The following is a 19,541-nucleotide window of genomic DNA, read 5'->3' as shown; positions in this document are numbered from 1 at the left end:
GTCGGCGGGATGCGCGGGCCTGCGCACGCCTTATCCGCAGCACGTGGGTTATCCACAGATCTAGCAGGATGGGTTCGACGGGCATCCGCGGCGCTCCAGCATCGACACATGGCGCAGTTCGTTCCGTCTCCCATCACTCTCCTGCTCGCCGGTCGGGCGGTAGGCAAACCCCTGCGCCGCGACTCGTCGTTCACGCGTGTGCACTCCGGGGTGTACGCGCCAAAAGCCGAGTGGGAAGCGCTGCCTCCCTGGGATCGATACCTCGCACGCGTGCACGCCGTGCGACTCGTCCGCCCAGGTAGCGTGTTCTGCCTCGAGTCGTCGGCGAGCCTACGAGGCCTTCCGATATTCGGCGAGCCGAGGTACGTGCACGTGCTCAACAAGTGGCCGCAGTCTCACTCCACGTCCTCGGCCGGCCTCGCGTTCCACACGTTCGCCGACCATCGGGCTATCACGGTCAGGGAAGAAGGAGCGGCGGTCGACATCGCCGACACCGTCCTGGACCTGGCCCGGGTGCTGCCGCCGGCGTTCGCGATCGCGGTCATGGATGCGGCGTTGCGCGCGGCTGCTCCTGGGGTAACGACATCTGCATTGCTGGAGCGGGCTCGCACCCAGAGTTGGAAACGAGGAATTCGCCAACTGGAATGGGTTCTGGCCGAAGCGAACCCGCTCGCGGAGTCCGTGGCGGAGTCCGTCGGGCGTATCGTGCTCCTCTGGCTGGGCTTCCCGCGGCCGGAGCTTCAGATCGAGTTCCACTACGAAGGCGTCACCGACCGCGTCGACTTCTATTGGCGCGCGCGCCGCCTTATCGGCGAGTCCGACGGTTACGGCAAGTACCACACAGGTGACATCAAGAAGTCAGAAAATCGCCTCGTCGCGGAGAAGCAGCGCGAAGACCGCCTCCGGCGAAACGAAGGCGGGTTCGCACGATGGGACTTCAGCGACGACCTCCACCCGGAACGACTCGACCGCAAGCTTCGTGACGCAGGCCTGCAACCCATCCGACCGCAAGATGCCAGGATGCTCGCGACGCTGAGCCACAATCCGCGCTCGTTCCCGCCTCCGAGTGGTCGCGATCTGCGCGCAGGTTCCACCGAGACTATGGATGCCGCATCGAGACTTCGGTCATTGACCGTAGTCTCGGCCTAATTTTCGTAGTCCCGGCCACAGCTTCATAGTCTCGGCCGAACCTCATAGTTTCGACGCCGGTGGGGCACCCAAGGGGGCGCCGCGGCGGCACCGGACTCCGCGGTAGAGCGACGGGCGGCGGGACGGCGCCGCGCGAGAGGGCGCTAAGCGGCGAGCGAGGCCGCACGAGAGGGCGCTAAGCGGCGAGCGAGGCCGCACGAGAGGGCGCTAAGCGGCGAGCGGCGCCGCGCGAGAGGGCGCTACGCGGCGAGCGGCGCCGCGCGAGGGCGCTACGCGGCGGGCGGGGCCGCACAAGTGGGACGCCGGTTGGCAGCCTCGGTCTCGCCCAACGCCAGCCGCCCCAACTGGTGTGCACCGGTCGCTAACGTGAGCAGCATGCGATTCGGAACCTTCCTCCCCCAAGGCTGGCGATTCGACCTCGTCGGCATCGATCCGGCCGACCAGTGGCCCGTCATGCGCGAGCTCGCACAGAAGGCCGATGCCGGCCCCTGGGAATCCCTGTGGGTATACGACCACTTCCACACCACGCCCATGCCGAGCGAAGAGGCCACGCACGAGGCGTGGACGTTGATGTCGGCATTCGGGGCGTCGACGAAGCGCATCCGTCTCGGGCAGATGTGCACCTGCATGGGGTACCGCAATCCGGCGTACCTGGCCAAGGTGGCAGCCACCGTCGACCACGTGTCGGGTGGCCGCATCGAGATGGGCATCGGCGGCGGCTGGTACGAGCACGAGTGGCGAGCGTACGGCTACGGATTCCCCGAGGTGCCCGACCGGCTCCGGATGCTCCGCGAGGGCGTCGACATCATGAAGCAGGCGTGGACGACGGGCACGGCGACCCTCGACGGGCGGTATTACCAGGTCGACGGTGCGATCGTGCGCCCGAAGCCTCTGCAGGAGGGCGGCATCCCGATCTGGATCGCCGGCGGCGGCGAGAAGGTCACGCTGAAGATCGCAGCGCAGTACGCGGACTACACCAACTTCACCGGCTCGCTCGACGAGTTCGACCACAAGTCGGACGTGCTGCGCACACACTGCGAAGCACTCGGACGCGCCTTCGAATCGATCACCCGCTCGTCGAACTTCAACACGATCGTGGCCGAGACCGAACAGGAGGCCAGAGACCGGCTGGATGCGGTCATCGCGCGTCTGCGTCCCCACCTCGGTGACGAGCGTACGGCGCGGATCGAGCAGGAGTACCTCGGTTCAGACGCCTTCGGCACGCCGGAGCAGGTGGTGGAGCGGCTGCAGCGGCGGGCCGAGCACGGACTTGCGTACAGCATCCATTACTTCCCGGAGCTTGCCTACGACACCTCCGGCTGGGAGCTGTTCGAGCGTGAGGTCGTTCCCGCTCTCGCATGACGGCACCGGCAGGGGCCGCGACGCCGGTCTTCTTCGTAGAAGGGCGCGATGCCGGTCCTCGTCGTAGAGGACGCGACGCCGATCCTCGTCGTAAAGGACGCGACGCCGATCCTCGTCGTAAAGGACGCGACGCCGATCCTCGTCGTAAAGGACCCGACGCCGGTCCTCTTCGCAGAGTGCGCGGCGCCGGTCCTCTTCGCAGGGCGCGCGACGCCGGTCTTGTTCGTAGAGTGCGCGGCGCCGGTCTTGTTCGTAGAGTGCGCGGCGCCGGTCTTGTTCGTAGAGTGCGCGACGCCGGTCTTGTTCGTAGAGTGCGCGACGCCGGTCTTGTTCGTAGGGGGTTGCGACGCCGGTCCTCGACGTCGAGGCGGGCATCGGGTCAGCGGCCGCCGGCCCTGCGGTAGTGCAGGCCGGTCGCCAAGAGCGCCGTTCCGATCGCCGCGATGAAGGCGGCGATGACATTCGGATCCGGCGGGATGAACCAGGACGCCGGCGACAGATATCCGGCTGCCAGCCAGGCGAAGCCGACGACCGCCAGCAGCATGCCTGCCCCGATCAGAACCCGATGGCCGGCGGCCCCCGCATCCGGATTCTTCGCCACCCAGTAGTGCCGAATGCGGCGCTGGTAGATCGCGACGCACAACAGGACGAGACCGAGGATGACGGTCACCATCAGATAGACGTCGGTGAACGACGACCACCAGTCGCCGCTGTTCCAGATCGCGACCGAAGGGTCGAACGGCACGTAGCTGACGGTGGCGACTTTCGGGGCGTTCGTCAACGTCGACACTGTGGATCCGGCCACGAACTGGTACGTCATGCCGCTGACCTGGTAGGAGATCTTGGGCGCATACGTGATCGTCCTCGCCGGGATCGTGATCCAGCTGAGCACGGTCCCCTGCGCCGTGGGCAGCGTCGCCGCGAGTGCAGGCCCGGCCAGGAGCTTGTAGAGGCCGGTCAACGACAAGATGATCCCGATCGTCCACAGCCAGGTCTGCCCGAACGGGCCGACCGCGTAGCGCCGGCGGGCGGCATCCTTGTTCTCGGCAACGCGCTGCGGCGTTCCCAGCAGGTTGACGCCCTCCGGTGTCGGCTGCGCGCGCGGTGTCTCACCCGGCCGGTTACCACCGGCGTGCTCCGTGCCGTCGCCGGCGCCTGGGTTGGAGATCTCAGCCATTCACGTCGATCCAGGTCGCTATGAAGATGCACACGAACGCCACGAGTGCCGCCAGAACCGGCGCCGCGACGAAGACGAGCCCGAGCACGGTCCAGGTCCAGCGCGTGGCACCCCACAGCTGCCCGAACCGCAGTGCGCGCGGGAACGCCCGCTTGAAGGCCGCACGCGAGTATCCGCTCCCCGCCCCGTTCAACGGCGCCTGCACGTAGTTCTGCGCGGGGATCTGCTTCCACACGGTCGAAAGAGGTGCGTTCGACCCGACCTCGTACGCGACGTGACCGACCATGCGGCCCTTCGTGTTCAAGATGACCAGGCCGCCTGTGGCGAACATGTTCGCCCCGTTGCCGAGCGCCCGGGCCTGAGCGGCACGGTAGTCCTCACCTTGCGCCGAGTTCGAGACCGCGAGCGGGACGGAGGTCAGCGGCGCGATCGTCGCCTGCGGTTCGAGCGCGGGCAAGTAGACGACCGTGCCGATCTGCTCCGCCGGGATGCTGCGCTCACCGCCATATGCGGCATCCGTCACCCAGACGGTTCCCTTCTTCACGACCACTGACTGCCGCCTCGCTCGGCGGGAACTGGCCGCGATCCCCCCGAGCGGGAGCCCGATGACGAGCGCGAACGTGCCGACGACGGCCAGCAGATAGACCCACCACGGGTTCACCGAGTAATCCACGCCATCACCTCCCGTGCACAGGCCGCGAACAGTACAGGGTATCGGCGAGACCGACACGGGAACGCACGAGGGCCGTGATGCGGATTCGATTCCGCATCACGGCCCTCACGTCGTACCCGGCCATCGGCCGGGCGACTAGTGTCCGCCGACGCTGGATGCCAGCGACGAGTCGGTCTGCTGCAGCGTGTCGGCAGCCTTGGTGAGGAACTGCGACATTCCGTCGAGTCCGTTGACGGCGTTCGTCGCACCAGTGGTGAACTGCGTGTACGAATCGTGGAACGCACCGGATGCCGAGTCGGTCACGAAGCCTTCGCTCACCAGCTGGTTCACCAGCGTCTGCAGCTCGTGGAGCTTGGAGACGAGGTCTTCCTTGCCGCTGGTGAGACGGCCGGCCGCGCTCGTCATGTCGCCGTAGGTGACGTTCATGTTCGCCATGGGATTCTCCTTGGTCTTCCGGCCGCCCCCGTTGGGCCGACCTCGTTGAATCGACGCTATCGCAGGCCACCAAGGCGATGAAATGGGGAGTGGTACCCATGCCCGTGCTTGCCGTGGCTGCGTGCATGCGCCGGAACGACTGACGCCTGAATGCCTGGATGGCGGATGCCCGAACTCCGGATGCGCAGGCCCCGGATGCGCAGGCTCCGAACTACCCAGAATTACTCAGACCCTGAATTATCCAGACTCCGAACTACTCAGACTCCGGATGCTCGGGGCGAGGATGCTGACCGCTTGCGTCCTTCTGCTGCTCCGCGAGAGTCTGCACATAGTCGGAGGCGCGGCGGTCGAGGTCTTGCTCCCGTGCTCTCTCCCGCTTCTTCGCCTGGCTCTTGCTGCCGGGAATCGGCCCGCCGTCGGCGATCGCGGCCCGGGTCTTACGGGTGGACCTGGCCATTGCGGCGGCCCCGACGACGAGCAGGGCACCGAGCACGAGCGCCACCATCGGCCACACCCAGTTCTCGGACGCGGAGGGGAACTCGGCGTTGGAGGGGTTCGTCGTGTCGTAGATGACGTGAATCGACGCGCCCCTGTCCGGGGCCGTGCAGATGAGCTTATTGCTCAGCGTCGCTGTGGCTTTGCTTCCGCCCGCGTCGAAAGCGACCACCGGGTAGTAGGCCGGACCACCGCATCCGCCCTTCCCTCCGGAGGGGTGAGTGCGGTCGCCCACGACGACGGCAGTCGCCGCCGACGAATGCGACGCGAGAACCATCTGGCCGATCAGCGGAACCAGCCCGCCGATGAAGAACACAGCGCCCAGTGCCAGTACGACCACTGTCGCGATGTAGCCCGGACCAGCCTTCTTCGGCTTCGGCTTCGGCTTCGGCTTCGGCTTCGATTGCGTCACGAGTCGTCGCTCGCGTCATCATCCCATCGCATCGACTCGACCATAACCCGGAACAGCTGAAGCAGGAGTTCGCGCTCCCCTGGGATCGTTGTCGAGAACGTCAGCAGCGCCACCCTCTGCGAGCCCGGAACGGCCACCCAATAGTCGACGACGAAGGTCTCGTACTCGCCGACGTCACCGTCGGCGGGATGCACGATGGTCTTACTCCGTCGCCAGGTCTGCGTGCCACCGAGCATCACTTCTTCCTGGTCCGCGTATTCGGCGGCATCAGGGAGGGCCTGAAGTGCTTCACGCACGAGTGCGACGACCGACGCCGGCTTCGATGGCGTCGATCCGAGAACGTCGATGTCGGGCCAGAAGAGCGCGAGCGACATCGGCAGGGTGGTCCCCGGAACGATCTCGAGCGCCAGGAACACCTGGTCGGCCCCGCCATCCCGGGCCGTGTCGGCGAGTTCGGTCAACTGTGTGCGGAGGTCTCGACGCAGACGCACGAAGGCGTCCATGCGCTTCGTCACCTTGTCGGCCAGGGCGTGGATGGCACGCGCTGCGGCCTGCTCGTCGCCCACCGGGATCTTCCACCAGCTGCCCGGAAGCACGATCTGCACTCCGGGAGACGTCGCTGAACCGCTCATGCCATTCCCCTTGCGGTCTCGAACTCGAATGTCTCGGCCACCGTGTCCCCGTAGCCGACGATGTCGTCGAAGATCGAAAGGTCATCGGTCGTGATCGTCACGAGCATGAACGTGGCCAGGCCGGGAGCCGCGACCGCTGCGCGGTATGTCTCGGTGAGCATGCGCTCGCCGTTCTCACCCTCGGGCGCCTGGAGGATCTCGTGCCCGGACACGGCACGACGGCCGGCGATCTCCTTCTTCTGAAAGTCGCGCAACCAGATATCGAGGCCCTCGCCGGGATCTGCCTGCGTCCATGCCGTGAGGAACTGGTCGAGATCGACTCCGCGCGCCTTGACCGGTTCTATGGTCATCACGGCCGAGATGTCGCCGAGTGCGCGGTCTCCGACGCCACCCCAGGTGTGACGATCGGGGTGGTCGTCTTTCGCGACCTGCTGCACGAGCCGTTCGGCCGCGAGTTCGAGGGTCGCCCTGGCATCCGGCGTCTCCACCAGTCGATCGAGCTCCGCGGAGAGCCCTGCGGACTCCTCTGCAGTCCTCGGCGCCTCGAACCACTGCGACTGGATCAGGCAGGTGTATTGCAGCGCCACGGAACTCCTCACAACGTCACTTGAGCGTAGCCGTACCCGTCACAGCATGCGCCAACGCCGTGGGCGCACCCACCGTGAGCCCCTTGCCCGCCTCGAAGATGTTGACGGGGTTGAGACCGCCGAGCGAGGACGGCGCGGACCCGGAGACTATCTGCACATTCGGAATGAGCGGCTGGATGTCGAGCGCACTGTGCGTCTGGAAGTAGTTGTGCCCTGGCATGTTGTTGCCGTTCCAGACGTTGTCGAGGGCCGTGCCCGCGTTGTTGGTCGCCGAGGTGATCGTCGTGTTGATCACGGCCGAGGTGCCCTTCTCCGCAACGCCGCCGGTGACATCCGTGATCGCCTCGTTCATGCCGTGGCGGTACTGCGCGATCGCGTTCGCCCCGGCGCGGTCGAGGGAGGTGCCGTGTTCGAGGCTTCCGTGGAACGCCGCCGCCGCGTAGTCCGCCGCCCTGCCGGAGCCGAGGAAGCCCAGGTACTTCGAGCCGGCCTTCTCGCCGAGCGCCGCACCGCCCTTGCCTGCGAACTTCGCGAACTTGTCCAGCGGGCCGTTGAGCTTGTCGGCGACGTCGATGACCTTGCCGAGATTGCCGCTGGAGAGCTTCTCGGCCACGCCGGTGAGCTTGCCCGCCTTGGTCAGCGCCGCAGCGTCGCCCTTGATCGGCAGCGCCGAGGCCACAAGCGTGATGCCCGTGTTCAGCAAGTCTCCGAGCGATCGATCGCCGAGGCCGACGAGCGCCGCCGTGGTGAGGAACGACACGGCCGCCGCGGCGAGCACGATGATGTCGACGGCAGCGGCGAGCGGGGCGAGCACGGGGATGAACACCGCGAGGATGTTCAGCACCATCGAGATGTAACCGCCGATATCGGCGATGGCCGCCGCCACCCTCTGGATCACATCGAGAACGGGCGCGAGGTACTTCTTCGCCCACGCGACGGCATCATTCCACGCGCTCGCGAGGGCATGCCCCAGCTTGTCCCAGAAGCCGTCGTTCAGACCGCTCTCGCTGATCGCCTTCTTGATCTGCGAGATCGCGATCTGGGCCGCATCGTCGATTTCGGCGATCGCCGCGTGGTACTCGCCCAGGGCATCCGATACCGCGCCGTTCGCGTCATTGACGGCCTGATTCGCCTTGCTGCCGTCGGCGGTCTGACCGAACGGCTTGGCCGGCTCGGCGCCGGGTGCAGGCGTCGGAGCGTTCGCCTGGTCTTGCGCGTACTGCTCCTGCTGCTGGTGAAGGTGCGACTGCGCCGAGCTCACCTGCTGCTGTGCACCGTTGTAGGCCGAGATCGCACGGAGCGCTCGCTGCTGTGCGCTCTCCAGCTTCGGCGCATAGTCCTGAAGGGCCTGCGCGGTGCCCGCATAGCGCACCTGCGCCTTGGTGATGTTGTCGGCCACGTCGCCGGCGTTGCCGCGAACGGAGTCGATCGCGAGGCTGACCGTCTCGTCGCGGTCGGCCAGCTTGCGCAGGTGGTTGATGGCCAACTGGATCTGCTCAGCCGCGGCCGACAGGCCGTCCGCCTTCGACTTCAGCGCGGTCGGGTCACCGGGAAGCGGTGCCAGCTCACTCGGCCCGGCCATGGCCTGCCCCTTCCGTGTGCTGGTCTGCCGGCTGGTCGAAGGCCTTCGCCAGGTCGGTGTCCGCCTGGGTGAAGCCGGTGTTGATGACGGCGACGTGATCGTGGATGCCGGTGGTTCCGTCGATCATCTTGCCGCGGTGCACCGACCAGTCGCTCGCGAAGTCGTGCACGTGACCCGACAGCCCATGGTGCCCGACGAGGTCGCCGATCTCGCTCGAGAACTTCGTGGAGTCACGAAGCTGGTCGACGATCGACTTCAGCCCGGACTGCAGCTCGTCGAGGATGCCGTCGGTGATCTTCAGATCCGTCACATCAACTCCTCTTCCCCTGTGTGGTTCGCCAGTGCGGTTCACCTGCGCGGTTCACCCGGAACCTGCGTCGCGGGGAGCGCATAGGAATCGTATCGGCCGTGGAATTCGCGAAGCCATGGGGAGGACTCCCCATGGCTTCACTGCATTGCCTCACTGCATCACTTCACTGCATGGCCTCACTCGATCGCCTCATGCAGGCAGCGGCACCTGCACGCGTTCGGACGTGCCCTTGGCGATGAACATGCCGCGACCCGGAGGGAATTCGCTCCGTGCGAAGCGCGGCAGCGGGGTCTTCAGCAGCAGATCCCCCTCCATGCTCTCGGGCTGCAGCAGAAGACCCCGACGCCCGTTCTTCACCTCCGCCATCAGACCCCAGCTCGATCCCCAGCCGCTCGTCTCGCCCTCCGCGAGCAGGAAGTGATCGCTGCGCCGCACCGCCTTGATCAGCTCGACGAGCGGGGCATCCGCAGACGATTGGAGGAAGTCACCGATCGATTCGATGAAGATGCCGTACCGATCGAGCGCACCCGGGTCGGTCACAGCACCGAGAAGGTCCTTGGCGATGCCGCCCACCTCCTCCACCGTGGTCGCGGTCTCGGTCCACGGGTAGGCGCGCACCATCGCCGACCTCGGATTGCCCAGATAGTAGAGCTGGAAACCCGGATCGAACTGGTGCAGTGCCTGCGCGAATGCGAGAAACGCCGTGCTCCTGCCGCTGGCCGGCGGCCCGGCGAGCACCATCGTCCCGGTCGGCTCGAAACCGACCGGCTGCAAGTCCGTCTCCCCGATCCCGAGAACGGGCAACTCGCCCGACTTCTCCGGAAGCGACGACTGCGGATAGGCGGTCGGCATGGAGCCGATCGGCGGCGCATCCTTCACCCCGGCGCGTTTCATCGCCTCGGCGAGCCTGCCGACCGTGATCGACTGCTCGGAGACGCTCGAGGTGCCGCCGAGCACGGCGATCTGGGTCTCCATGCCATCGACGATCGCCCGCCCGGGAGCAGACGAGGGCGAGAGGATGTCGCCGGGTACGTCGAGCAGCGCATACCCGTCGTCGGCCAGACGAAGCACCACACGACGCTGCACGTTGGAGGCGACTGAGCTCGGCACCGCTCCGGCCCGGTCCGCGGTGAACGCCACGTGCATTCCGAGCTGGCGCCCGTCGGTGAGCACGTCGCGGAACACCTCGTACCACGGCGCACGACCCGCGGCGACCTCGAAATCGTCGCGGAAGCTCGGGAAACCATCGATGAGCAGCAGGATGCGCGGCTCGTCAGGTCGGCCCGCGAGCTGTCGGTACTCGGTGATGTTCGACGCGTTGGCCGCCGCGAACCGCGGTCCACGATCCTCGAGCGCCGCTTTCAGGGTGCGGAAAAGACGCACCACTCGTTCGACGTCGTCGCCCTTGATGACCGCGCCGACGTGCGGGAGCTGGTCGAGCATCCGCATACTGCCTGCACCGAAGTCGAGGGCGTAGACCTGTACGGGGCCTCCGCGCGGCGTGATGGCGGCCGAGCACGCCAGGGTGCGGAGCACGGTGGATTTGCCGGACCCGCCCGTGCCGTAGATCGCGATGTTGCCGTCGACGTCAGGCTGGAAATAGACCGGCGCCTGCTGCTGGCGGGCGGGAATGTCCGAGACGCCAAGGAGCAGCTCCGCGTCGGTGCGCTGGCGCAGCAGGCTCAGGTCGTATGCCGGAGCGAGTTCGTCGAGCCATGGTCGGCGTGGCGCCGGGATTGCGGCGGCCTGTTGCGCACCGACCATCGCCGAGACGAGACGCTGCTGATCGGTGGGGCCGGGATCGCGCCTGAGATCGAGATCCACGTCGTTGCCGTTCGGCTCCTCCCAACGCAGCTCGCCGCCGAAGCGCAACTCTGCGACCTCGACCCCGGCTCGCTCCGGCTCGCGGCTGGTCCATCCGCCGGCGTATCCGGACTGGAAGAGGGTGAGACGGCCTGGTCCGGTCTTGGCGACACCGCGGCCAGGGATGCCCGGGTCGAAATGCGCGGCCTGCTTCGTGCCCACCACATCGTCGGAGTCCGACTCGTCAGCCATGCGCAGCGCCACGCGTAGGTTCGTGTTCGCCCGCAGGTTGTCCTTGATCACTCCTGCGGGTCGTTGGGTCGCCATGATCAGGTGGATGCCCAGCGAGCGACCCCGCTGGGCGATGTCGACTACGCCGTCGACGAACTCCGGCACCTCGCCGACGAGGGCGGCGAACTCGTCGATCACGAGCACGAGTGCCGGCGGGCTGTCCGGATCGCCGCGCTTCTCGAGCTCGAGGAGGTCTTTCGCCTTCTTGCGGTTGAGGAGATGCTCGCGGTGATGCAGTTCTGCCCTGAGGCTGGTGAGCGCGCGCCGCACCAGGTGCGGGCTGAGGTCGGTCACGAGGCCGACGCAATGCGGCAGGCTCACGCAGTCGGCGAACGCCGAGCCGCCCTTGTAGTCCACGAAAAGGAACGTCACGCGATCCGGGCTGTACTCGGCGGCCATCCCGAGCACCCACGCCTGCAGGAACTCGGACTTGCCGGCTCCCGTCGTGCCACCGACGAGCGCGTGCGGCCCCTGCGACCGGAGGTCGAGGTGCATCGCGTCGACACCGCCCGAGCCGATCGTCGCGCGGAGCGAACCGGCTCGTCGGGGGGTCGGCGCCTCACCGCTGCGGTCGTGAATGGAGTTGTTCTGTCGCCATCTGTCGACGACGGCCTCGCTCGACTCGACGAGGTCGTGTCCGAGCAGCGTGACGAGCGAGACGCTGCGCGGAAGGTCGGATGAGTCCGCCACCAGGGCGCCTGCGTCGATCACGGCTGCCATCCGCCTGGCGAATCCAAGCGCTTGAGCGCCGCCGACGGTTTCGGTCGCGACGTTCTCGATGCTCTCGCCGAGCCGCACGAATCCGACGCGCCCCCGGCCGGGCTCCTCGCCGAGCTCGAGATACGTGCGACACACCGCGGGCAGCGCGGCGACGTCGCCCGCGATCCAGATCGGGTAGACGCCGGCATCCGCCGCTCGCTCCGCGACCTGCACGAGACGTGCCCGGTCGACTGCCGCGTCATCGGAGATGAGCACGACCACTGCGGGGATGGCCGATCGCGTGCCCTCCGAGCCGCTGTCCTTGCCGACCTCGGCACCGCGCTCCAGGGCTGCCGAGCCCATCTGGATCGCGCCACGACGCTGGGCTGCCTTGTTCTCGGCGAGCCGCGAGTCGATGAGGCCCTCCAGCGCCGAGAGAAGGTTCGCTCCGCTCGCGGCGCTGTCGGCCAGATGCACCGTCTCGATGGGAGACTGCGGAGACGAGGTGTGCGGAATCCATTTCAGCCACTCCAGCTGCCTCGACCAGGTCGGAGACACGATGGCCGCGACCGCGAGTTCTGCGGGGGAATGCAGGGCGGTCAGCTGCACCAGGATCGAGTTGACACTGCCGGTGGCGTGCTCCGGCGAGCCGGCGATGCCGAGAGCGCCCGAGTCGAAGAGATTGTCGATGATCGGCACGTCGTCGATCGTCGTGTGGCCCTCGACCACGTCGTCGAGCCGCTGCTGGTAGGCCTTGAGGATCTCGCCGCGCCCGCTCGTCTTGATGGTGTTGCGACTGGACATGCTCCCGACGCCGAGCCGCACGTTGAGGAACGACCAATGCTCGGGGCGCCTCGTCCACAGCAACGGCCCTCTCGTCACGGCCTGCGCCATCGCCTCCTCGGTCGATGGCGACTCCTTCGTACGAGCCTCGTGCTCCGTGCCTCGCTCGTTCTGAAGCTCCTCGGTGAGGCTCGCCAGAGACTCGTCGAACTCGGCGATCGACTTTCTCAGCCTGCGCTTCTCCCTGCTCTTGGCGGTCATCGCATTGCCCACCATCATGAGCGGCGACATCAGAACGAAGAGCAGAGACGCCGGCTGCTTGGAGATGGCGAACATGACGCCGCCCATCAGCAGCGGCGCGATCATCGCCAGGAGCGGGAAGGGCTGCGGTTCCTTCTTGGCCGGCACGGCGGGAGCGGCGAACTCCTGCCCGGCGTACCGGGCCTCGACCTTCGGCGAGCGATTGTGGAACACCGGACCGGCCTTCGGAGCCACCCCGGCGAGCGCCTGGCGATCCGTGATCTTCAGCACCACTTCGGAGTCGCCGATCAGCATCGTCTCCTCGCGGGTGACGCGAAGTCGTGGCACGATGCCGCCGTCGACGACGATGCCGTTGGCACTGCCGAGGTCGATCACTTCGACCGCATCGGACCCCTCGAATCGCACGTGTCGCTTCGAGACGAGGTCGTCGTGCAGCACGATGTCGCAGCCCGGATCGCGACCGAGGACGGTCGTGCCCAGGGTGATCGGGAACTCGCTGCCGGCATCCGGTCCCTTGACCACCTTCAGTGTGGCGATCTGGGCGCCGCGGCTGAGCCCCTTCGGCGAGTAGTGCGTTCCCGAGTCGGCGAGCTGCACCATCGCACCGCTGGCGATCCAAGCTTCGCCGACGGGGGCATCGGGGGGAAGCAGCACCCATTCGGTCTGACCCGGAAGCGCCGCATGCAGAGTGAGAGATGAGGATGCCGGTGCTTGCGCTCCCCCATGCACCGGGTCGAGCCGTGCGATCGCCACTGCGATCTCGGAGATGCTGGCTGCGGCATCCGCGGTGACGATGATGTCGGCGGGTGTGCCGGAGGGTCGATTGAGCGTCAACTTGAGGCGCATGCCGGTGGACTCCTGGTGGCTGGCCGAGGCGTGCAGCCCGGCGGGACTCGACAGTGCGCTTCGGTGTGCCGACGACACACCGAAGCGCCTTGACGTTTCCTTACCCTATCCACCGGCCGGCCCGCGGCGGCGAGCCGTCACAGGCTGCGCTGGTACCCGCGAAGCGCGCGGACCGACCAGACGAACGCCAGCACCGCGAGGACGACCAGGCCGCCGACGTGCAGCAGAGCCGAGGCATCCGTGGTTCCCGCCAGGGTGTTGCGAGCCAGGTCGACCGACCAGGTCATCGGGTTGAACTTCGACACGTTCTGAACCCAGTCGGGCATCAGCGACGCCGGCATCATCGTGGTGGAGAGGAAGGTGACCGGCAGCACCACGATCTGCGAGATGCCGATCAGTGCGACCTGGTTGCGTGCGGTGAGTGCGGCGGCCGTGGAGAGCGAGCAGAAGATCGTGCCGAGGAGCAGCGAGGTGAGGACCGCGAGCGTCATTCCGCCGATGCCGCCCGGGTAGGCGGCACCGCCGAGCCAACCGATGAACAGCACGATGATCGATTGCGCGAGGCAGACGATCAGCTGCTGCACGAGCTGACCGGTCACGATCGCTGTGCGGGCGATGGGAGCGGTGAGAAGCTGATCCATCACGCCCGACTTCATGTCGTCGATGTAGCCGGAGCCGGCCCACGCTCCGCTGTACAGCACCGTCATCATGAGCACGCCCGGCACGAGGAACGTGGCGTAGCCGGCTCCACCGAACTCGGGCAGCTTTCCCAGCGAGGAGAACACCTGGCCGAACAGCAGGATCCACACGATCGGCTGCACGAGCGAGAACGCCGCGCCCCACACCTGCCTGCGGGTGTTGGTGAGCCAGCGCTGGGTGATCTGCACGGTCTGCGTGAGCCAACCGGCCTGCAGGGGGTGAGCCGGCGCGACGCCGGCAACTGTGGTGGTCATGCTGCTTCTCCGTTCATGTCGGCCGACGACCTCGCCGACCGGTCCTTCACGCCGTCTCCGGCGGCAGCGCCGCCCCCTTCGGCGGAGCCGTCCGCGGTGTCGAACGAGCGCCCTGCGTAGTGCAGATACACGTCGTCCAGGCTCGGGCGGGATGCCGACACCGCCCCGAACACGATGCCGGCCGCCTCGAGCGCGGCGATCGCGGGCGCGACGGCCGACGACGCGTCGTCCGTGCGGGCGACGAGCTGGCCGTTCGTGCCCTGTGTCTCCACGACGATGTCGCGCAGGCCGCCCACTGCTGCCGCCGCCCGGTGCACGGCGTCGACGTCGGGCTCTACGAGCGACACCCGCAGAGTGTCCCCGTTGAGAGACGACTTGAGCTCGTCGGGACTCCCGCTGACGACCTTCGCGCCGTGATCGATGATCATCACGTCGTCCGCGAGCCGGTCGGCCTCCTCCAGGTAGTGCGTGGTGAGGATGACCGTGATGGCGCTCTCGGCGGACAGACGGCGGATCTCCCCCCACATCGCCGCGCGCGCCTCGGGGTCGAGCCCGGTGGTGGGCTCGTCGAGGAACAGCACGCGCGGGGCGTGCACGAGCGCGGCCGCGACATCCAACCGCCGACGCATGCCGCCGGAGAACTTGCCGACCGGGCGGTCCGAGGTGTCGCTCAGCCCGAACTCCTTCAGCAGAGCGGACGCGCGACTGCGCGCATCCACCGCGCTCATTCCCCGTAAGCGGCAGGCCAGCACGAGGTTCTCGGTGCCGGTCAGGAGCGGGTCGGTGCTGGCGCCCTGGGAGACATATCCGATGTGCTGCCGCACCTCGGACGGCCGTCGCACCACGTCGATGCCGTCGATGCGCGCGGATCCGCCGCTCGGGTGGCTCAGCGTGGTGAGGATCTTCGTCGTGGTCGACTTGCCGGCTCCGTTCGGGCCGAGCATCGAGAACACGATGCCCGCCGGCACCTGGAAGGTCAGGCCGCGCAGCGCGTGCACGGGTGTGCGGTGCGGGCCGCGGTAGGTCTTGGCGAGGCCGACGACGTCGACGGCGAGGGTGATTTCTGGCATGACGAGCATCCCTTCGGTTCGAGGGTTCTGTGATGGCGGTGTGTCGAATGTCGACACACCGACGTGGGAAGTGCGGCGACTGGGCTGCGGTGGCGCAGTCGCTGTGCGGAGTGTTCGGTGTTCCTCCCGGATCAGCGCTTCGAATCAGTGCTTCGAGTCGTCGCTGTCGTCGGTGGCGTCGGAGTCGTCGGTGCGGCCGAACAGCATGCGCGCGAGCAGCAGCATCATGGCCGCGAGCCCGCCGACGAACGCGACGGGCGCCCACCACCAGCCGACCGTGAACACCAGCACGGCGATGATCACGAACGTGAGGAGCCAGATGACCGCGGTGTAGATGCCGAAGCGGGCCGCCACCTCGGGATGCTGTTCGAACCGGTCGGGCGGCATCGTGTTGCGGGCGGCCATGGTCCAGGCTTTGTGCCGGTTGGTCTGCGTGGCGCCGAGAAACGCGAAGAGCACGATCGCCGCGATCACGCCAAGCGCCGCGAACACGATGCACCAGATGGGCAAAGCCTGGAGGACGACGAGTCCTGCGAATCCGAGTCCGTACAGTGTCAAGAAGCTGGCGAGCGCGTAACCGCCTGCACGGTTCTGCGGCATCGGATGGTTCGTGGTCGTCTCCTGCGAGAGCGTGTCGCCGACCAGCATGCCGAGACCCGTGGATGCGGCCCCCAGCAGCGCGATGATCGGCCCGGCCGACAGCGGCAGCACCCCTGTCGCGCCGAGCGTGCAGAGCGTGACGCCGACGGCGAGAAGCGCCGACCAGAGCACGGTGCGCACCACGAATCCCGGCTTCGGGCGCACTCGGTTGCGCTGCGCCAGCGAGGCATAGCCGTACTGAGCAGGCCGTGTGCGGGACGCGATCGTAGTCGCGGGGTCGACGGCCGCATCCGCCTCATCGAGCAGCTCGCGCACATCGCCGATCTCGGCGACGGCGCGTTCGGCCGCCTCGTGCGGCGACGCCCCTGATGCCTCCAGATCGTCGACCCGTGCGACCAGGTTCGCGCGCACCTCTTCTTTCAGGTCCTGCGCCTCCGGGGTCATCTCGACGCCGGCGAACGCCTCGTCGAGCAGGCGGTGGATGTCGGTGTTCATGTCAGAGTTCCTTTACGTCGAGGAGGGAGTCGATGATGCGACGGGTCGCAACCCAGGCCGCGACGTTGGATGCGTAGACCGCACGCCCCGCGTCGGTGATGCGGTAGTACTTGCGACGGCCGCCCTGCGACTCATCGCCCCAGTAGGGCTCGACCAGGCCGTCTTTGGTGAGGCGGCGAAAGCTCGCGTAGAGCGTCGCCTCCTTGATCTCGTAGCCGCCGCCGGTGGAGTCGCGGATGGCCTTGTGGATCTCATAGCCGTACCCGTCGCCGCCGCGAAGCACGCCGAGCACGATCGTGTCGGTGTGTCCGCGCAGCAGGTCGGCGGTGAACGCCGCGGATCTCCGCGAGTCTTCTTGCATGCCAAGTACTATAACAGATCAAGTACTATCGGTGCAAGGATGCCACGCACAGGCCCCGAGCCCCGAGCCCCGAGCCCCGAGCCCCGAGCCCCGAGCCGAGACTGGGTGTATGCGATGAGACCTATGTCTGTGCAGCTAGTGTCGGCGCGTACGCCTAGTCTCACGAGCCGACGGGACCGGCCGGGCATCCAGCGGAATCGGCGGGGCACCCAGCGGGAAGGGCTGCCGGCGGGAGCACGGCGAAGGCCGTCAGGGGTCGCGCTTCTCCCAGGGCCAGCGCGGGCGGCCGCGCTCGTCGATGTGCGACGACAGCACGATCATGTCCAGGAGCACGACGACGACGGAGAGGATGCCCGCCGCCACCGCGAACGGACCGATCAGCTGTTCGACGGCGAACGGCAGGGACTGGAAGGGATCCGTGACGCCCACGACGAGCGCGCCGCCGACCGCGTATCCGGCGTAGGAGCAGACACCGCTGAGGACCGCGACGCCGACGGCGATGTCGTGCGCGTGACGCGGCACCCGGAGCGCCCGCACCAGGAGCACCGTGAACACGACGGCGGAGGCGACACCGGAGGCGATCGGACCTGCGTACAGGCCGGCATCCGCATTGTCGATCACGTCGCGGTTCAGCATCACACTGAGCACACCGAGCGCGGCGATCAGCAGCGCGATGTACAGCACCGTCGCGAAGACGGCGAGGGCGGCGGCATATCGGCGGAATTCCATGGTGGGATGCTGCGCTTCGGCGATCCTGCGCCGACCGCTTACCCCGACCGACGCGTGCGTCGACCGTGAAGCCGGCGTTCCTCGCCCGGCTCAGGCTCCCGGGCTCGTGGTGGGCCCGGCCGCGATCCGGCGGTCGTATTCGCGCTGCGCTTCCAGGTTAGCCGCGCGAACCCGGCGACCGCGGGCGGCGATCCAGGCACCGAACCACACCGATGTCTCGCGCGCGATGATGCCGGCGAAGATCGCGATCGGGCTGACCGCGACGATCCTGAGGAACTGGCTGAGATACGAGGCGGACATGCGCCACACCTCGACCGAGATCAGCGTGCCGCCCAGATACGCGAAGTACACGACGGCGCCCACGAAGAACGACCCGAGCACGTGCGCCCACCATCCGGCGCGATTGACGATCGTGATGAGGAGCGCCTCGGCGAGGAAGAACACCACGACGGGCAGCCAGAATCCGGGCGTCTGCAAGAAGTGCTCCCACGTCACCATCGTCGCCTTCGGGTCGGCCGACACGGTGAACGCCAGGCTCACCAGGGCGAAGACGACAGCGAATGCGACAGTGGCGACGACGTCGATGAGGATGCCCATCAGCCGGTTGCCCCGCCGCTTCGGCGGAGTCGGCGCCGTGACGTACATCGGCGTGGGGGCAGCGACCGCCGCCACCGCGATGCCTCCTTCGAGTCCTGTCGTGGCGGCCTGTTCAGCCGACGCCGTCGCCTCGTAGGGCACAGGCTCGGGCACAACCGGCGCAGCCGCTGCAGACTCACCGTCGTACCCGTCGGCCGGGAACCCGGATGTCTCACCCGACGGCACCGACGCCTCCGACGGCACGATCATGGGCACCGCAGGCTCGTCGGCCCGCACCCCCTCGTGCTGGTCGGCGACCACGTCGAACGCGGCCGTGTCGTCACCAACGTAGGGCTCGGTCGTCCGCTGGAGCGGGGCGGCGGCCGACTCCTCAGCGTCGAAGGGAGTTTCTGCCTCGGCGGGTGCTCCGGCCGGAACCGGGGCTTCACCGTCGACCGGGGCGTGCGCAGCGGGCTGGGCTTCTGCCGCGAGTGGGGCTTCGGCCTCGGCAGGCGCTTCGGCCGAGAGTGGGGCTTCGGCCGAGAGTGGGGCTTCAGTTGAAACAGCGGCTTCGGCCTCGGGCAGGGCTTCAGCGTCGGCCGGGGCCTCCGCCTCGACAGGGGCCTCCCTCTCGACAGGGGCCTCCGCCTCGACAGTGGCCTCCCCCTCGTCAGTGGCCTCCGCCTCGACAGGGGCCTCCGCCTCGACAGGGGCCTCCGCCTCGACAGTGGCTTCGACGTTCGCGGACTCTTCGCCCTCTGCGGAGGTATCCTCCACCGAGTCGGCCGGAGTCTCCACTGCCGATTCGCCGCTCGTCACCGGCTCGCCCGCAGCTGCGCGATCCGCGTCGGCGGGCTCCGACTGCTCGTCGGTGCCCCGTGCGTTCGGTGTGTCGTTGCTCATGGTGCCCCCTGTCGTGTGAACGCGGCGCACCGCGTGGCGGGCTGAATCGACTGCCGCCGTGCACGGCTGGTCGCCGCTCGGACAGCTTTCGCCACGGTAACAGCGCGCGCCAAAGGCCTGGGCAAGGCGCACCGCGGGCAGTGCAACCCCCGAACCCGCCCCGTGCGCTTCTCAGGAGCACTGCGGCGCATCCCGACCGGGTAGCCGGTGAATACCGGCGTGTCTCGGCCACCGCGGGCATCGCCTCCTGAGAAATGCACAAGGGCCGCGGCAGAAACCACAGGAGCCCCGCGCCGAGGTTGGCGTGGGGCTCCTGGTGGAGACTGTCAGTCATATCGCCGCTTCGCGGCTCATGAC

Annotated in this window: 17 protein-coding genes; 2 read left to right on the top strand and 15 right to left on the bottom strand. The window is 67.8% G+C overall.

Features of this window, described 5'->3' with window-relative positions; genetic code table 11:
- Nucleotides 1-108: 108 nt before the first annotated feature.
- On the top strand, nucleotides 109-1,149 hold the full coding sequence (locus ACYVDK_RS06950; protein WP_460519920.1) for a hypothetical protein: 1,041 nt from the start codon (nucleotides 109-111) through the stop codon (nucleotides 1,147-1,149).
- A gap of 375 nt (nucleotides 1,150-1,524) precedes the next feature.
- The gene (locus tag ACYVDK_RS06945) at nucleotides 1,525-2,511 is read left to right on the top strand and encodes an LLM class F420-dependent oxidoreductase (protein WP_460519918.1); all 987 of its coding nucleotides are present in this window, start codon (nucleotides 1,525-1,527) and stop codon (nucleotides 2,509-2,511) included.
- A gap of 379 nt (nucleotides 2,512-2,890) precedes the next feature.
- On the opposite strand, the gene ACYVDK_RS06940 is transcribed toward ACYVDK_RS06945, so the two are convergent.
- The 15 genes from ACYVDK_RS06940 to ACYVDK_RS06870 form a co-directional block, all read right to left on the bottom strand.
- Nucleotides 2,891-3,688, bottom strand: a complete 798-nt coding sequence (locus ACYVDK_RS06940) for a hypothetical protein (RefSeq protein ID WP_460519915.1) — start codon at nucleotides 3,686-3,688, stop codon at nucleotides 2,891-2,893.
- Complete coding sequence (locus ACYVDK_RS06935) at nucleotides 3,681-4,361, bottom strand: hypothetical protein (protein ID WP_460519912.1); 681 nt, start codon at nucleotides 4,359-4,361, stop codon at nucleotides 3,681-3,683. The genes ACYVDK_RS06940 and ACYVDK_RS06935 overlap by 8 nt, the downstream gene beginning before the upstream one ends.
- Nucleotides 4,362-4,496: 135 nt before the next feature.
- Entirely contained in the window at nucleotides 4,497-4,796 is a 300-nt protein-coding gene (locus ACYVDK_RS06930) for a WXG100 family type VII secretion target (protein ID WP_460519909.1), read from the bottom strand.
- A 253-nt stretch (nucleotides 4,797-5,049) separates the two neighbouring features.
- Entirely contained in the window at nucleotides 5,050-5,703 is a 654-nt protein-coding gene (locus ACYVDK_RS06925; RefSeq protein ID WP_460519906.1) for a DUF3592 domain-containing protein, read from the bottom strand.
- Nucleotides 5,700-6,335 (bottom strand): hypothetical protein, encoded by a 636-nt coding sequence (locus ACYVDK_RS06920; RefSeq protein WP_460519903.1) that lies wholly within the window; start codon nucleotides 6,333-6,335, stop codon nucleotides 5,700-5,702. Before ACYVDK_RS06920 ends, ACYVDK_RS06925 begins: the two co-directional genes overlap by 4 nt.
- Nucleotides 6,332-6,922, bottom strand: coding sequence for a hypothetical protein (locus ACYVDK_RS06915; RefSeq protein WP_460519901.1), 591 nt, complete (start codon nucleotides 6,920-6,922; stop codon nucleotides 6,332-6,334). Before ACYVDK_RS06915 ends, ACYVDK_RS06920 begins: the two co-directional genes overlap by 4 nt.
- A 16-nt stretch (nucleotides 6,923-6,938) precedes the next feature.
- Entirely contained in the window at nucleotides 6,939-8,504 is a 1,566-nt protein-coding gene (locus tag ACYVDK_RS06910) for a putative T7SS-secreted protein (RefSeq protein ID WP_460519898.1), read from the bottom strand.
- The gene (locus ACYVDK_RS06905; protein ID WP_460519895.1) at nucleotides 8,488-8,814 is read right to left on the bottom strand and encodes a hypothetical protein; all 327 of its coding nucleotides are present in this window, start codon (nucleotides 8,812-8,814) and stop codon (nucleotides 8,488-8,490) included. The genes ACYVDK_RS06910 and ACYVDK_RS06905 overlap by 17 nt, the downstream gene beginning before the upstream one ends.
- A gap of 189 nt (nucleotides 8,815-9,003) precedes the next feature.
- Complete coding sequence (locus ACYVDK_RS06900) at nucleotides 9,004-13,575, bottom strand: FtsK/SpoIIIE domain-containing protein (protein ID WP_460519892.1); 4,572 nt, start codon at nucleotides 13,573-13,575, stop codon at nucleotides 9,004-9,006.
- Between the two features lie 59 nt (nucleotides 13,576-13,634).
- On the bottom strand, nucleotides 13,635-14,450 hold the full coding sequence (locus tag ACYVDK_RS06895) for an ABC transporter permease (RefSeq protein ID WP_460519889.1): 816 nt from the start codon (nucleotides 14,448-14,450) through the stop codon (nucleotides 13,635-13,637).
- Entirely contained in the window at nucleotides 14,447-15,520 is a 1,074-nt protein-coding gene (locus ACYVDK_RS06890) for an ABC transporter ATP-binding protein (RefSeq protein WP_460519886.1), read from the bottom strand. Before ACYVDK_RS06890 ends, ACYVDK_RS06895 begins: the two co-directional genes overlap by 4 nt.
- Nucleotides 15,521-15,664: 144 nt before the next feature.
- Nucleotides 15,665-16,615, bottom strand: a complete 951-nt coding sequence (locus tag ACYVDK_RS06885; RefSeq protein ID WP_460519883.1) for a permease prefix domain 1-containing protein — start codon at nucleotides 16,613-16,615, stop codon at nucleotides 15,665-15,667.
- 1 nt (nucleotide 16,616) lies between these two features.
- Nucleotides 16,617-16,976, bottom strand: coding sequence for a PadR family transcriptional regulator (locus tag ACYVDK_RS06880; RefSeq protein WP_460519880.1), 360 nt, complete (start codon nucleotides 16,974-16,976; stop codon nucleotides 16,617-16,619).
- Nucleotides 16,977-17,225: 249 nt separating this feature from the next.
- Nucleotides 17,226-17,705 (bottom strand): DUF6121 family protein, encoded by a 480-nt coding sequence (locus ACYVDK_RS06875; RefSeq protein ID WP_460519877.1) that lies wholly within the window; start codon nucleotides 17,703-17,705, stop codon nucleotides 17,226-17,228.
- 90 nt (nucleotides 17,706-17,795) lie between these two features.
- Nucleotides 17,796-19,184 carry a hypothetical protein gene (locus ACYVDK_RS06870; RefSeq protein WP_460519874.1) on the bottom strand — a complete coding sequence of 463 codons (1,389 nt, stop codon included), beginning with the start codon at nucleotides 19,182-19,184 and terminating at the stop codon, nucleotides 17,796-17,798.
- Nucleotides 19,185-19,541: the final 357 nt, after the last annotated feature.

Source organism: Humibacter antri (assembly GCF_054777235.1).
Note: the sequence above shows the minus strand (reverse complement) of the source record. Positions and strands in the feature narration are given on the sequence as shown.